This is a genomic window from Streptomyces sp. SA15 (genome assembly GCF_002291145.1).
Classification (GTDB): Bacteria; Actinomycetota; Actinomycetes; order Streptomycetales; family Streptomycetaceae; genus Streptomyces.
Map to the genome: position 1 here is coordinate 38,943 of NZ_NTGE01000150.1, position 14,755 is coordinate 53,697.

General features: G+C 70.3%; 11 protein-coding genes. 5 read left to right on the forward strand and 6 right to left on the reverse strand.

Translation table 11 applies throughout. The features are described 5' to 3' along the window. Positions 1-146: 146 nt before the first annotated feature. The 3 genes from typA to CLM62_RS34000 form a co-directional block, all read right to left on the reverse strand. Positions 147-2,054: a translational GTPase TypA gene (gene typA / locus CLM62_RS33990; protein ID WP_095753734.1), complete on the reverse strand. Its 1,908-nt coding sequence runs from the start codon at positions 2,052-2,054 to the stop codon at positions 147-149. A gap of 136 nt (positions 2,055-2,190) precedes the next feature. After that, entirely contained in the window at positions 2,191-2,871 is a 681-nt protein-coding gene (locus CLM62_RS33995; protein WP_095753735.1) for a hypothetical protein, read from the reverse strand. 247 nt (positions 2,872-3,118) lie between these two features. After that, positions 3,119-5,290: an ABC transporter family substrate-binding protein gene (locus CLM62_RS34000; protein WP_095753736.1), complete on the reverse strand. Its 2,172-nt coding sequence runs from the start codon at positions 5,288-5,290 to the stop codon at positions 3,119-3,121. Between the two features lie 348 nt (positions 5,291-5,638). On the opposite strand from CLM62_RS34000, the gene CLM62_RS34005 reads away from it, so the two are divergent. The 4 genes from CLM62_RS34005 to CLM62_RS34020 are packed head-to-tail and all read left to right on the forward strand — an operon-like array spanning position 5,639 to position 9,529. Next, the gene (locus tag CLM62_RS34005; RefSeq protein ID WP_095753737.1) at positions 5,639-5,929 is read left to right on the forward strand and encodes a hypothetical protein; all 291 of its coding nucleotides are present in this window, start codon (positions 5,639-5,641) and stop codon (positions 5,927-5,929) included. 38 nt (positions 5,930-5,967) lie between these two features. Next, positions 5,968-6,804, forward strand: a complete 837-nt coding sequence (locus CLM62_RS34010) for a hypothetical protein (RefSeq protein WP_095753738.1) — start codon at positions 5,968-5,970, stop codon at positions 6,802-6,804. A 17-nt stretch (positions 6,805-6,821) separates the two neighbouring features. Further along, positions 6,822-8,756, forward strand: coding sequence for a fumarate reductase/succinate dehydrogenase flavoprotein subunit (locus CLM62_RS34015; protein WP_095753739.1), 1,935 nt, complete (start codon positions 6,822-6,824; stop codon positions 8,754-8,756). Then, positions 8,753-9,529, forward strand: coding sequence for a succinate dehydrogenase/fumarate reductase iron-sulfur subunit (locus CLM62_RS34020; protein ID WP_095753740.1), 777 nt, complete (start codon positions 8,753-8,755; stop codon positions 9,527-9,529). The genes CLM62_RS34015 and CLM62_RS34020 overlap by 4 nt, the downstream gene beginning before the upstream one ends. A gap of 11 nt (positions 9,530-9,540) precedes the next feature. Here CLM62_RS34020 and CLM62_RS34025 read toward each other — a convergent pair whose 3' ends face one another. From CLM62_RS34025 to CLM62_RS34035, 3 genes are all read right to left on the reverse strand, one after another. Further along, complete coding sequence (locus CLM62_RS34025) at positions 9,541-10,494, reverse strand: class I SAM-dependent methyltransferase (protein WP_095753741.1); 954 nt, start codon at positions 10,492-10,494, stop codon at positions 9,541-9,543. Positions 10,495-10,584: 90 nt separating this feature from the next. Next, positions 10,585-11,655, reverse strand: a complete 1,071-nt coding sequence (locus CLM62_RS34030) for a phosphotransferase (RefSeq protein ID WP_095753742.1) — start codon at positions 11,653-11,655, stop codon at positions 10,585-10,587. 60 nt (positions 11,656-11,715) lie between these two features. Then, entirely contained in the window at positions 11,716-12,846 is a 1,131-nt protein-coding gene (locus CLM62_RS34035; protein ID WP_095753861.1) for a glycosyl hydrolase family 18 protein, read from the reverse strand. 137 nt (positions 12,847-12,983) lie between these two features. Here CLM62_RS34035 and CLM62_RS34040 point away from each other — a divergent pair, with 137 nt between their 5' ends. After that, complete coding sequence (locus tag CLM62_RS34040; protein ID WP_095753743.1) at positions 12,984-14,675, forward strand: hypothetical protein; 1,692 nt, start codon at positions 12,984-12,986, stop codon at positions 14,673-14,675. The last annotated feature ends 80 nt before the right edge of the window (positions 14,676-14,755 follow it).

A 14,755-nucleotide genomic window follows, 5' to 3' on the forward strand; every position in this document is an offset into this window, starting at 1 on the left:
CGCCTCTAAGGGCTCTCCGCTCCAAATAGAGGGTTTTCCCTACGGCCCTACCGCCTGGCCCCTACCGCCCCTACGCCCCCTTACAACGGCGCCGGGCACCCCGCCGTGAAGGCGAGGATGCCCGGTGCGTCGACAGTGAGGCGGTGTCAGCCGTGCTTGGCGCGGCTCGCGGCGCGGGCGCGCTCGCGGGCGTCCAGGTTCACCTTGCGGATACGGACCGCCTCCGGGGTGACCTCGACGCACTCGTCGTCGCGGCAGAACTCCAGCGACTGCTCGAGCGACAGCTTGCGCGGCGGGACGATCGACTCCGCCACATCGGCCGTGGAGGATCGCATGTTGGTGAGCTTCTTCTCCTTGGTGATGTTGACGTCCATGTCGTCGGAGCGCGAGTTCTCGCCGACGATCATGCCCTCGTACACCTCGGTGCCCGGCTCCACGAAGAGCACGCCGCGCTCCTGAAGGTTCGTCATCGCGAAGGCGGTGACGGCACCGGCGCGGTCGGCGACCAGCGAGCCGTTGTTACGGGTCTGCAGGGTGCCGAACCAGGGCTCGAAGCCCTCGTGGATGGAGTGCCCGATGCCCGTGCCGCGGGTCTGCGTCAGGAACTCGGTCCGGAAGCCGATGAGACCACGCGACGGCACGACGAACTCCATGCGCACCCAACCGGAGCCGTGGTTCGACATGTTGTCCATACGGCCCTTGCGGACACCCATGAGCTGCGTGACCGCGCCCATGTGCTCCTCGGGCACGTCGATGGTCATGCGCTCGACCGGCTCGTAGACCTTGCCGTCGACGTCCTTGGTGACCACCTGCGGCTTGCCGATGGTCAGCTCGAAGCCCTCGCGGCGCATCGTCTCGACCAGGATGGCCAGCGCCAGCTCACCACGGCCCTGCACCTCCCACGCGTCCGGGCGCTCGGTCTCCAGCACGCGGAGCGAGACGTTACCGACCAGCTCACGGTCGAGCCGGTCCTTCACCTGCCGGGCGGTGACCTTGCGGTCCTTGACGGCGGCCTTCGCGTCCGCGCCCTTGCCGGTGCCGCCGCGGCCGACCAGCGGCGAGGTGTTCGTACCGATGGTCATGGAGATCGCCGGCTCGTCGACCGTGATCAGCGGGAGCGGGATCGGGTTCTCGGTGTCGGCGAGGGTCTCGCCGATCATGATGTCGGGGATACCGGCGACGGCACAGATGTCACCGGGACCGGCCTTCTCCGCCGGCTTCCGGGTCAGCGCCTCGGTCATCATCAGCTCGCTGATGCGGACGTTGCTGACGGAGCCGTCACGCTTGATCCAGGCGACGGTCTGCCCCTTGCGCAGCTCGCCCTGCTCGACGCGGAGCAGCGCGATACGGCCGAGGAAGTTGTCGGCGTCGAGGTTGGTGACGTGGGCCTGGAGCGGGGCGGCCTCGTCGTACGTCGGCGCCGGGATGTGCTCCAGGATCGTCGAGAAGAACGGCTCCAGGCTGGTGGAGTCGCTCGGCACGGTGCCGTCGTCGGGCTTGGTCAGCGAGGCGACGCCGTCACGACCGCAGGCGTAGACGATCGGGAACTCGATCTGCTCCTCGTCGGCGTCGAGGTCGAGGAAGAGGTCGTACGTCTCGTTGACCACGTCGTCGATACGGGCGTCCGGCCGGTCCGTCTTGTTGATGCACAGGATGACGGGCAGGCGGGCCTGGAGCGCCTTGCGCAGCACGAACCGGGTCTGCGGCAGGGGGCCCTCGGAGGCGTCGACGAGGAGAACGACACCGTCGACCATCGACAGACCGCGCTCGACCTCGCCGCCGAAGTCGGCGTGGCCGGGGGTGTCGATGATGTTGATGGTGATGACGTCGCCGCCGGCCTTCGGGTGGTACTTCACCGCGGTGTTCTTGGCGAGGATCGTGATGCCCTTCTCACGCTCCAGGTCGTTCGAGTCCATCATGCGGTCGTCGAGGTTCTCGGCGGCGTGCGCGGCGAAGGCACCGGCCTGCTTGAGCATGGCGTCGACGATGGTCGTCTTGCCGTGGTCGACGTGGGCGACGATGGCGACGTTACGGATGTCGTGGCGCGTGGCCATATAGCGGCGTTCTCCCGGAGTGTGAGGATGGCCTGCGCGTACGTCTGTGTTACGCGGACCCTGCCGGGCTGGACACGCCACGGCCTCACCCCATGGTACGTGGCCGCTGCCGCGGGGGCTCACCAGGCGGCTGAGGTCAGGCGTCCCGGGTGGCTGGGGAGCCTTCCTCGCAGGCGCGTCGGGCTGCCTCGCGAGCGAGGTCGGAGTCGCCGACGCTCTCGTCGCAGTCGGCGATGCCGGTGATGTCGACCTGCCAGGTCCGCGCGTGCCCCGTGGTGGTCTTGCCGCCCGGGCAGACGTAGCTGAAATCACCCGCCACCTCTCGCACCCCGGCGAACCGCACGAACTCTCCGGCACCGTCGACCTCGGTCTTGCCGTCGTTGATGGCCGGGGCCTCGACGTGCACGTCGGTGAAGCTCCAGGTGTCGCCGTCCGCCTCCGCCAGGGTGCGGGCCTCGGACTCGATCTCGCCGATCTTCTTGCCCAGCGAGAAGAGGACCTCCGCCGCGGAGACGGCCGGCCCCGAGGTCCGAACCGACGGCTGCGGTGTGTAAACCCGCTCCAACCGTTCCGTCAGCTTGCCGCCACCGTCGCCCAGCGACTCCACCCCGGAGACGCCGGTCAGCTTGTCCGTCTTCTTGACCCCGGACCAGGCGTACGTGCCGTCGGCGCAAGCCTTCGCCACCGCGGCCTTGTCGCTCTTGCCGCTGCTCCTGCTGTCCACCTTGCCCTCGCCACCGGTGCAGGCCACAAGCCCCGCCGCCAACGCCACCATGGCCAGTCCCGCCACCCAAGCCCGCTGTGCCATGCCGCGCATGCGTCGGCTTCCTCTCCCCCGTCGCACGGGCACCCAGCACCCGCACCATGATCACTATTGGGCTCATAGTGGGGGCGCCGGGCAGGGACAGCAAGGGCTTTGAGAGAGATCTGAGCTATGGCGGTCAGCCCTCCGACGACGCGCTCGCCGACGGCCTCGCGCCCGTCAAGGAGAGGGAGGCAGCCCTGGGGCGCCCCGGGGCTGTTGGCAGGGGTCCCGCTCGACAGCTGGAGGCCGCTTCACAGCCTCAGCTCTTGGACGACGGGCCCGCCGCAGGCCTCGCCCCCTTCTTCAGGAACCCCATGTCCTCATAGACCGGCGTCTCGAAGCCGAAGGCTCCGGCGTTCGCCAGGTTCTTCCGCGCGGCCGTCAGCTGGGGGCGCTGGTAGAGGGGGATCGAGCCGGCGGCGGCCCAGATGCGGGAGTCGGCCTTGCGGATCAGGCTGCGGTTCTCGCCCTCGTCGAGGGTGCCGATGGCCTGGTCGAAGAGCTGGTCGACCTGGTCGGTGCCGACGCGGGTGAAGTTCTGCTCGACGTTCAGGGAACCGTCGGCGGCCGGGACGGGCTTGGCGAAGATGGGGCGGGCGTCGGTCGCGGGGAAGGCGGAGGTGGGCCAGGAGTACAGGGCGAGGTCGTACTGGCCGGACGCGATGTGGTCCTTGAAATAGCTCTCGTCGGAGACCTTGGAGATATCGGTACGGATGCCGACCTTCTCCAGCATGCGGCTGATACGGCCGGCGACGGTACGCAGCGCCTGTGAGCCGGAGCCCGAGGGGAGCACGAAGCGGAGCGAGAGCGGCTTGCCGTCCTTGGCGAGCGGACGGGCCGCGGCGCCCGCGGGGGCGGCGGTGCCCTTGGGGGCGTAGGCGCCGGGGTCTCCGCCCGGCTTCTGGTTGTTGCTGTCGTACTGGTTGCCTTCCTGGGCGAGCTGTGTGGAGTCGTCCTCGTGGCTCTTGTCGTGGTCGGCCTCGCCGTGCCCCTTGTTGTCTTCGCCGACGATGTACGTCCCCTCGTCGCCGCCTTCCGACTCCTCCTCGCTCGTCTTGCTCGTCTTGCTCTTCTTGCTCTCCTCGCCCTTCTCGCCCTCCGCCCCGGCCGCCTTCTCCCCCTTCTTCTTCTTCTCTTTCTCGAGGGGCCCGCCCGGCACCCACCCGGCGTCCGCGAGCAGCGCCTGCGCCTCCTTGGTGTCCTGGTCGCCGAGCGCGCCGCTGTTGTCGGCGTAGGCCGCCTGGCCGGACAGCGCGAGATGGCTGCCGACGGGCACCGCGGGCAGTCCCAGCGGCCTGAGTACGGCCTTCGCCAGTTCCTCGCGGTCGAGGGCGCGGGCGACGGCACGGCGGACGCGCTCGTCGGCGAGGGGGCCGGCGGCGCCGTTGAGGGCGAGCTGGGTGTAGGCGGGCTCCAGGGACTTGCGGACCTCGTAGCCGCGGAGAGCCGCCTGCTGACGCTCGTACTCGGTGATCTTCCCGGGCTTCTTGTCGGCGGAGCCGCGCGGCCCCTGGAGCGGGGTGGCCGTGCCCCTGCCCCGGGCGCGGGCGGCGAGGCTGATGCGTCCGGCGGCGTCGGGGTCGATCTCGGCCAGGTCCAGCTTCCCGGCGGCCAGCTCGGCGGCCCGCTTGTCGCGGGGTACGGCGCGCAGCTCGATCTCGGACAGCTTGGCGGGGTGGCCCCACCAGCGGGGATTGCGGGTGAGGGTGACCTTGTCGTCCTTGCGGTCGATCTTCTTCACGGTGAAGGGACCGGCGGTGACCTTCAGCTTCTTCCTGGCCCCGTCGTTGAAGGAGTCCGGCGTGCCCATGACGTCCTTCGGGTACAGCGGTGAGAACAGCGACTTCCAGTCGGCGTACGGCCGCTCGAAGGTGACCCTGACCTCCAGGTCGTTCGCCCCGCGCTCGATCTTCTCGATGCGGTCGTAGCCGGCGTTGCGGGCGGTCCAGTAGGCGGAGTCCTTTCCGGACAGGGCGCGCCACTGGGCGGCGAAGTCGGCGGCGCCGATCTCCCGGCCGTCGCTCCACACGGCCTGCTGGTTCAGCTTGTACAGCACGACCTGCTTCGGCTCGGTCTCGACGACCTCGGCGGACTCCAGGTGGTCGGGGTTGCGTTCCGGCCGCCCGTTCTCGTCCAGCTGGAACATCGACGGCAGCACGGCCTGGGCGATCCGGGTCGTGCCCGCGTCGGCGTCGGCCTGGAAGGTGTTCAGCGTCTCCGGTACGGCGTCCACCGCCCAGCGCAGGGTGCCGCCGTCGGCGACCTGGACGCGGGCGGCGGGTGCGATGTCCTGCCCGGCGAGCGGCTTGCCCGCCTTGTCCTCGGAGCCGCATCCGGCGAGCGCGGAGACCGCGAGCGCGCCCGAGGTGAGGAAGGCGACCGAGCGCGCGACCGCGCGAGAGGGCCTGGGTCCGACGCCGTCGTGGGACATCTCTGCGTACCTCCGGGAGCCGCCGCCATGAGAAAAGGGCGTTATGATCACGTTTGGGGGTATATGGAGCTGATCAGATCTACGGCCACACACTGAAGAGGAAAGGGTTCATCAACCGAAGGCGACACGACGACGAGAGCCGGGAAGCCCACCCGTACGGCGCAACGCGACGGGGTCCGAGGGGGCGCAGCCCCCTGAGTCGGCAACCGCCCCACACGCCGCACGCACCAACGCACCCCAGCCAATCCATGCACACCGCTTCCCACCGGCCGGTGTGACGCGCGACACTCGCAGGCGCATGAACGTTGCCGCCTTGGGCCTGAGAACCCGCGGAAGTGAGGGCAAGTCATGTCCGTGCACGATGAACTGACGTCAGTCCAGCGCTGCCTCGACGACCTGAACCGGTCGGTGCGGCGCCTGGAACAGCAGATCGGCGGCGGTGGCCTGGAGATACGCCGGGTCCGCACCGACGCCGAGCACCTGCGCGAGAGCGTCGCGCTACTGCGTGAGGCGGCCTCCACGCCCGCCGCGCCCAAGCGCCCCGATCTCGTCACCATCCCCGACACGCCCTACGACGACTCACTGTGGATCGACTCGGACGACGAGGGACTCGGCGCCCGCGACCGCCACGCCCCCTGAGCCGACCGGAGCCGTCCTGAACCGACCGGAGTCATGAATTGGCCACTGGTACGGAGCCCCCCGCCACAGAACCCCATCCGACCAGCGGCGGCGTAAGAACCCCTACGCGCGCCGCGATCGCCGCCCCGCACCTGCGGACCGACCGCTGGTGGCTGGCCCCGGCCGCCACGGCCGCCGGTCTGCTGGCCTTCGTCGTCTACTCGACCTGGCGGGCCTTCGCCGACACGGACTACTACGCGGCGCCGTATGTCTCGCCGTTCTACTCCCCGTGCCTGGCGGAGCGCTGTGAGCCGATGCGCGCGGGGCCCAACTGGGAGATCTTCGGCGGCTGGTGGGGCATCTCCCCCGCGATCATCATCCTGATCTTCCCGCTCGGCTTCCGCCTGACCTGCTACTACTACCGCAAGGCCTACTACCGGGGCTTCTGGATGTCGCCCCCGGCCTGCGCGGTCGCCGAGCCGCACAAGAAGTACACCGGCGAGACCCGCTTCCCGCTGGTCCTGCAGAACATCCACCGGTACTTCTTCTACGCCGCGATCCTCGTCGCCGCGATCCTGACGTACGACACCGTGCTCGCCTTCCGCGACGAGCACTACGAGTGGGGCCACATGGGCCTCGGCACCCTGGTCTTCCTGGTCAACATCGTGCTGATCTGGGCGTACACGCTGTCCTGCCACTCCTGTCGGCACATCGTCGGCGGCAAGCTGAAGCACTTCTCCAAGCATCCGGTGCGTTACCGGACGTGGCAGTGGATCGGGAAGCTGAACGCCCGGCACATGCTGCTGGCCTGGACGTCGCTGGTGAGCGTGGCGCTCGCCGACTTCTACGTCTATCTCGTCGCGTCCGGTGCCTTCGACGATCCGCGCTTCTTCTAGATGAGTGAGGCCTTCTGATGTCCGTGGTCGACCGACAGGAGTGGGACGTCGTCGTGGTCGGCGCCGGCGGTGCCGGGCTGCGCGCCGCCATCGAGGCGCGCGAGCGCGGCGCCCGTACCGCGGTGATCTGCAAGTCGCTGTTCGGCAAGGCTCACACCGTGATGGCCGAGGGTGGCATCGCGGCGGCGATGGGCAACGTCAACGCGGGCGACAACTGGCAGGTCCACTTCCGCGACACCATGCGCGGCGGCAAGTTCCTCAATCAGTGGCGGATGGCCGAGCTGCACGCGCAGGAGGCCCCGCAGCGGGTCTGGGAGCTGGAGACCTGGGGCGCCCTGTTCGACCGTACGAAGGACGGCCGGATCTCGCAGCGCAACTTCGGCGGGCACGAGTACCCGCGGCTCGCCCATGTCGGCGACCGCACGGGCCTGGAGCTGATCCGCACCCTCCAGCAGAAGATCGTCTCGCTCCAGCAGGAGGACCACCGGGAGACGGGTGACTACGAGTCCCGCCTGAAGGTGTACCAGGAGTGCACGGTCACCCGCGTCCTCAAGGACGGGAATCGCGTCTCCGGCGTCTTCGCCTACGACCGCGAGACCGGCCGTTTCTTCGTCCTCGAAGCCCCCGCGGTGGTGATCGCGACCGGCGGCATCGGCAAGTCCTTCAAGGTGACGTCGAACTCGTGGGAGTACACGGGCGACGGCCACGCGCTGGCACTGCTGGCCGGGGCGCCCCTGCTGAACATGGAGTTCGTGCAGTTCCACCCGACGGGCATGGTCTGGCCGCCGTCGGTGAAGGGCATCCTGGTCACCGAGTCGGTGCGCGGCGACGGCGGGGTCCTCAGGAACTCCGAGGGCAAGCGGTTCATGTTCGACTACATCCCCGACGTCTTCAAGGAGAAGTACGCCCAGTCGGAGGACGAGGGCGACCGCTGGTACGAGGACCCGGACAACAACCGGCGTCCCCCCGAGCTGCTCCCCCGCGACGAGGTGGCGCGGGCGATCAACGCGGAGGTGAAGGCGGGCCGCGGCTCCCCGCACGGCGGCGTCTTCCTGGACGTGTCCACCCGTATGCCGGCCGACGTCATCCGCCGCCGCCTGCCCTCCATGTACCACCAGTTCAAGGAGCTGGCCGACGTCGACATCACCGCGGAGCCGATGGAGGTCGGCCCCACCTGTCACTACGTGATGGGCGGCATCGCCGTCGAGTCCGACACCGCCGCCGCACGCGGGGTGCCGGGCCTGTACGCGGCCGGTGAGGTGGCGGGCGGCATGCACGGCTCGAACCGCCTCGGCGGCAATTCCCTCTCCGACCTGCTGGTCTTCGGACGCCGGGCGGGCCGGCACGCGGCCGAGTACGCGACGGGGCTCGCGGACGGCCGCCCGCCGGTGGACGACGTCCAGGTGGACGCAGCGGCCGCCGAGGCCCTGCGCCCCTTCTCGGCCGAGACCGAGGAGCCGGCCTCGGGCCCGCCGGAGAACCCGTACACCCTCCACCAGGAACTCCAGCAGACGATGAACGACCTGGTCGGCATCATCCGCCGCGAGACGGAGATGAAGCAGGCCCTGGAGAAGCTGGCCGACCTGCGTGTACGGGCTCGCCGGGCCGGGGTGGAGGGTCACCGCCAGTTCAATCCCGGCTGGCACCTCGCCCTGGACCTGCGGAACATGCTCCTGGTCAGCGAGTGCGTGGCCCGGGCCGCGCTGGAGCGCACGGAGTCGCGCGGCGGCCACACCCGCGAGGACCACCCGACGATGGACCGCCAGTGGCGCCGCATCAACCTGCTGTGCCAACTCACCGACCCCACAGGCGGGTTGGCGGCCACCGACCCGGTCCGCGGCCAGATCGACCTCGTACGGGAAACCACCGAAGCCATCCGTCCCGACCTGCTCGCCCTCTTCGACAAGGAGGAGCTGGTCAAGTACCTCGCCGAAGAGGAGCTGTACGAATGAGCGGCTACGACGCCCACTTCAAGGTGTGGCGGGGTGACGCCGAGGGCGGCGGCCTGGAGGACTTCAAGGTCGAGGTGAACGAGGGCGAGGTCGTCCTCGACATCATCCACCGCCTCCAGGCCACGCAGACCCCTGACCTCGCCGTCCGCTGGAACTGCAAGGCGGGCAAGTGCGGTTCGTGCTCGGCGGAGATCAACGGACGCCCGCGCCTGATGTGCATGACCCGCATGTCGGTGTTCACCCGGGACGAGACGATCACCGTCACGCCCCTGCGCGCCTTCCCCGTCGTACGCGATCTCGTCACGGACGTGGGCTTCAACTACACCAAGGCGCGCGAGGTGCCGTCCTTCGTGCCGCCGGAGGGGCTCGGCCCCGGCGAGTACCGGATGATGCAGGAGGACGTGGACCGGTCGCAGGAGTTCCGCAAGTGCATCGAGTGCTTCCTGTGCCAGGACACCTGCCATGTGGTCCGCGACCACGAGGAGAACAAGACGGCCTTCGCCGGCCCGCGCTTCCTGATGCGGGTCGCGGAGCTGGACATGCACCCGCTGGACGCGGCGGCCGAGACCGGCCTGGACCGCAAGAAGACGGCCCAGGACGAGCACGGCCTCGGCTACTGCAACATCACCAAGTGCTGCACGGAGGTCTGCCCGGAAGGCATCAAGATCACCGACAACGCGCTGATCCCGTTGAAGGAGCGGGCCGTCGACCGCAAGTACGACCCGCTCGTATGGCTCGGGAACAAGATCCGTCGGCGGTCCTCGTCAGGCTGAGGACCTGTTCGTCAGGCTGCGGCCCTCAGATATCCCGAGTGCGCCGCCTGGCCGAGGAAGGTGAACCGGGTGTCGGTCGCCATGTGCTTCTCGAAGGCCTCCTTGATACCGGGCCACTTGGGGTGCCCGAAGTCGTCCAGTACGACGATCCCGCCGGGCGCGACGATCTGCTCCGCCCACTCCAGGTCCGCCGCGACACCGGCGGCGGAGTGGTCGCCGTCGACGATGATCACGCCGTAGGAACGGTCGGAGACCAGGGCACGCACCTCGGGATCCTCCGAGAAACCCTGCTGAATCCGCGTCGCGGCACCGGCCGCACCCGCCAGGGCGAGATTGGTGCGCACCGCGGCGCCCTGCACGGGCGTCCCCGAGGCGTCGTCACCGATACTCGTCCCGGGCTGCAACTGCGTCCCCGCGAGCGGATCGACGATCGTCAGCCGCGGATCACGCCCCGCGCGCTCCATCATCCGGATCAGGGAAGCGCCGAACATCCCGTACAGCGTGCCGATCTCCATGATCTCGTCGTTCGGCGGCTTGAGCAGCGGTACGGCGGACAGCTTGCCGACGATGTTCATGGTGCCGCCGGCTATTCGGCCGACCCCGAGCGCCTCCATCGCGATGAGCAGCCGGAACGCCTGGGCGACATTGCGCTCGGCGCCGTCCTTGTCCCCGGTAACCTGCGCCAGTTCGCTGATCGTGCGGTTGAGGTGGGGCCCGGACGGCAGCCGGGAGGCACCGCGCCCGGTCCCGTCGAAGAACAGCTCCAGGGGCCGCTGGCGGTTGCGCAACACCTTGAGTTCCTGCTGCAACGCGGCGTCGGGAGTGATCGTGGCGGCCGGTGTCTTTCCGGCGGCCGAGGCGTTCTGGAGGGCGCGGCGAACATGGCGCTCGATGCGCTGATCTATGAGGTCGGCTATCGGGCGCAGAGCGCGCCGGGCAGCCTTGCTGGTGAGTAACGCTCGCATCCGTGGACCGTAGGGGGCTCACAGATCGCTCACAACTAACAGATGTCTCCCTGCGGAAGAAGCACGCATGACGTCTGGGCCACGGGACGCTTAACCCGGTCGCCCGACCAGTTCCAGTGCCCTGCGCAGGTTGTGCTCGGCGACGGCGCGCATGAACTGCGGGTCGGGGAAGTCGCCGTCGAGGAGGCGGAGGGGGCCGGACACCAGGCCCAGGTGCATGGACAGGCGGTAGAGGCGGAGGCGGTCCTCGTCCATGTCCGGTGCGCCCAGGATGTCGTAGTGCGGGCCGAAGCGCAGGCGCAGGAACACGTGCTCCCACTCCACGTCGAAGTACAGCAGGCCCTCGATGTCGATCAGGGCGGGATTGCCCTCGGCGTCCAACAGGACGTGGTCCGGGCCTAGCTCGCCGTGGATGAGGGTGTACCGCGTGCGGGGGCGGACCGCGGCGGAGAGCTCTCGGACCGCCCCTTCCAGGTCCTCCTTCGCGGCGGCGATGCGCGCGTCCCGCCGGGCGGCCTCCGCGATGGAGCGCAGGGCACCGTCGGTGACCCGCTGTTCGCAGGAGTCGGCGGACGACACACCGCCGTTGTCCACCAGCGCGACCTTGCCGAACGCCGGCCCCTCGTGGGCGTGCAGCACGTCGAGTTGGCCGGCCAGCCGTTCCAGGGCCGCGCGGCCCGCGACCGGGTCCCGCTCCAGCGCCTCCTCCAGACTCCCGCCCGTGACGTCCTCGACAACCGCCGCGTCCGCCGGAAGGTGCGCGTGCGAGGCGTCGGCGTACAGCAGCCGGGGCGTGCGCACACCTACGGCGGTCAGGCGGTCGTGCGCCGCGGTGAGCAGGTCGAGGCCGGTGCCGTGCGAGAAGGGGTCGCGCGGGTCGGAGGGTCCGGCGTCCCAGTAGTCCTCGTCGGCCGACCAGACGTAGGCGACGGCCGTCGTGTCGTCGTCGAAGGTGAGGCGGTAGACGCCCTTCTTCGAGCCGCCGCGCAGCCGGGCGACGCCGGCGAGGGTGCGGTGGGGGCCGGTCGCCGCCCGGGCGAGGGGGGCGAGGTCGTCGCGGGTGAGGGGCTTGCGGGGCTGGGACTGGCAGGGCTGAGACTGGCTGGGCTGGGACTGGCTGGGCTGGGACTGGCTGGGCTGGGACTTTCCGGTGGCGGTCACGCGTCGGATCGTGGCACCCGGCCGGACCGGCCGCAGCCGGTTTTCAGCGCGGCTGGTTCCTCACCGCACCCAGCCCTCCCGGTACGCCGTCCAGTCCCCCTCCTTCGCCGCGAAGTCGACGTACAGGGCGACACCGAAATTGGCGCGGTCGGCGTCCGTGCGGGACAGGCCGAGGCGGACGCCGCGGACGGCGGCGGGGACGGTCTCGGCGTGGCTCCAGTGGCCGAACCGGTTCTCGTGGAAGAAGGGCAGACCCATGAGCAGGTCGGTGGACTGCGGGGTGACCTCCAGGGCCAGCGAGGTCTGCTGGGCGACATAGCCGCCGTACGTGCTCTCCAGCGGCTGCATGGTGTCGTACGACATCACCGCGATCTGGTCCACGCGACGCGCGACCTGCCCGAAGAACTCCTGCGACCACCACTTCGGGTGCCCGGTGAACGTCCCCCAGAAGGAGTGGAAGGCCGGAACCGGGTCGATCTGGTGGGCGGCGATCGACAACTGCGCGCCCTGCGCCCGCGTGACCCGGCGCAGGGAGTCGAGCAGGGTGAGGTAGTGACGATCCCCGGAGTGCAGGGGCTCCAGATCGAAATGGACGCCGTCGAAGCCGGTGGCCAGGATCTGCCGCGCCGAGGCGACGACGGCCGCGCGCGTCGCGGGGCGCTCCAGCCGCATCCCGTCCGGGCTCTCGGTGGCGAGCACGTCACCGAGCCAGGCCTGGACCCGTATGCCGGGTGCTTCGCGGTGCACGGCGTCGATGAACCAACGTGCTCGGGGATAGACCGACGCGGGCAGCGTGCCGTCGTGCTCCAGGGGCCCGGAGTGGACGTACAGGTCGCGGATTCCGGTGGTCTCCAGGCGGCGGGCGAGGCCGGTGACGTCGGCGTCCTTCTTGCGGCCGTCGACCCAGGCGTGCCCGAGCCAGATCGCGTCCTTGTTCCTGGTGTAGGTGTCGTCCGCCGGGTCGCCGGTGTAGTTCACGCGGAGGGCGATCTCGGCCGCGAGGAGGGGAAGGAGGACGACGAGGACGAGGGTGAGGGCGGTGCGGCGGGTCCAGCGGAGCCAGGGGCGGCGGCTGGGTCTGGGGCTGGGGCTGGGCTCCGGTGGGGCCTGCTCGCTGTCACTGTCACTGTCAGGGGCGGCTGCTGATTCGTTTCCCCTGCTCCCCTCATCCTGCTGCTGCGCTCCGTCCATCCCCATGCCCACGCCCATCCCCATCCCCGACCCCGTCCCCCCAGAACTTTCCATCGCGCGTTCCCCTCCCCATCGGCGTACGCCCGCCCACCTCACCCCGGTCGCGAGCCGGCGTTCCTCCCCATACGCTCCGAAATGTGACGTCATCGTCGTTCCGGGGCCGGCCGCCGCGCGCCGCCTCGCAGATATGGGTGCGGGTGGCGCTTGCCGTACTGGGCGGTGCGGTCGGGGTGCTGTGGCTGGTGTTGCCGGGGATGACGATCAGTACGGACGCTCCGGTTGCGGTCAACGGGTCCGGACCCACCGCGAGCGCGAACGCCGTCGCGCAGGAGGACGAGGAGACGTCCGCCGCCGACCTCGTCCTGCCGCTCGTCGTGATGGCCGCGGCGGCCGCCCTGGCAGGCTACGGATACATCCGCCGCACACGACGGGCCAGAACCCGTACGACACCCGGCGGCACCCTCGCCGCACCCCCCGTCGGCTGGTCCCCGCCCCTCACGGAACTCGACGACCACTCCCGCGCCTTTCTGACCGAGGCCGACGACTGGATCCGCACCAGCCGCGAGGAGCTCGGCTTCGCCGAGGCCCGTTTCGGCGAGGAGGCCACCGCCCCCTTCGCGCAGGCGATACAGGCCGCGGAGTCGGAACTGTCGGCGGCCTTCCGGATACGCAGGCAGTACGAGGCCGGCGTCCCGACGGACGAGACGTCCCGGCGCCAAGCCCTCACCGGCATCGTGGGCCGATGCCAGGAGGCGGGCCGCCGACTGGACGCCGAGGCACCCGCCTTCGACCAACTCCGCGCCCTGGAGCGGGAGATCGGCGAGGCCCTAGCGGTCGCGGAGGCACGCTTCCGCAACCTCACCGGACGTACGGCGCCCACGGACGCGACGCTCACAAGCCTCACCAAGCGGTACGCACCCTCCGCCACGGCCGCGGTCATCGGGTACGTCGAACAGGCCAGGAACCGCCTGCTCTTCGCCACCGTCCACCTCAACCAGGCCCGCCAGGCAGCCGACTTGGGCGACGTGGAGGAGGCGGCCGGCCATCTGCGCGCAGCCGAGGGCGCAATCGCCCAGGCCGCCGTCTTCGACGACGAAATCGACCGACTCGCCGCTGAGCTGAGGTTCGCCGAGGAGCTGGTGCCGGCCGCATTGACAGGGGCGGAGGCGGAGCTCTGGGAGCTGCGGGGGGTGCTGCCGACGACCGGAGAGTGGGAGCAGCCGGCGGACGCGGGGATGGGCGCCATGGCGGGGGCGGTTCCGGAGGCGACCGGACCGGTTGCGGTGCCGGATCCCGCTTTGCTGGGCGTCCCCGTGGGCGAGCTGCGGTCGCGGATCATGCACGCCGACGCCGTGCTGGCCTCCGTACGGCGGGAGCTGACCGGCGGGCGTCCGTACGACCCGCTGGGCATCCTGAGCCGGGTGGTGGAGGCCCTCGCGCCGGTAACCACTGGCCGGTCCGGGGTCCTCCCGGCGGCCGCCCGCCTCACCGCACGCAGCGCCACCGCCGCGGCGGACGCCTTCATCACCACGCACCGGGGCGAGGTCGGCGCCGACGCCCGCATCCGGCTGGCGACGGCGACCCAGGACCTGCTCCACGCCACGACCCTCACCGACCTGGTACGCGCCCACGCCCTGGCCCGGCAGGCCCACGACCTCGCCGAGCAGGACGTGCGGGTGCACGGCACGCCGATCGCCGGCCGGCCCGAGCATGCGCTCGCGATCGGGGTCGGCGGGGCTGTCGCGGGCGGCATCCTACTGAGCGGCGGCCGACCCGCGAGCTTCGGCGGCCCGCGCACACGAAAACGTCGCAACTTCCCACTGCGGTAAGGCACTTCCTGCCTTGGACAGCCCCGCAGGCCTATTTGTATGATGATCCGATCTTGGTGTGAGTTGGTCCGATGACGCGC

Bases quoted from the DNA above. Each gene is read 5' to 3' on its own strand.
- typA (WP_095753734.1), bottom strand. From the start codon at position 2,054: ATGGCCACGCGCCACGACATCCGTAACGTCGCCATCGTCGCCCACGTC.
- CLM62_RS33995 (WP_095753735.1), bottom strand. From the start codon at position 2,871: ATGCGCGGCATGGCACAGCGGGCTTGGGTGGCGGGACTGGCCATGGTG.
- CLM62_RS34000 (WP_095753736.1), bottom strand. From the start codon at position 5,290: ATGTCCCACGACGGCGTCGGACCCAGGCCCTCTCGCGCGGTCGCGCGC.
- CLM62_RS34035 (WP_095753861.1), bottom strand. From the start codon at position 12,846: ATGGACGGAGCGCAGCAGCAGGATGAGGGGAGCAGGGGAAACGAATCA.
- CLM62_RS34005 (WP_095753737.1), top strand. From the start codon at position 5,639: ATGTCCGTGCACGATGAACTGACGTCAGTCCAGCGCTGCCTCGACGAC.
- CLM62_RS34020 (WP_095753740.1), top strand. From the start codon at position 8,753: ATGAGCGGCTACGACGCCCACTTCAAGGTGTGGCGGGGTGACGCCGAG.
- CLM62_RS34025 (WP_095753741.1), bottom strand. From the start codon at position 10,494: ATGCGAGCGTTACTCACCAGCAAGGCTGCCCGGCGCGCTCTGCGCCCG.
- CLM62_RS34015 (WP_095753739.1), top strand. From the start codon at position 6,822: ATGTCCGTGGTCGACCGACAGGAGTGGGACGTCGTCGTGGTCGGCGCC.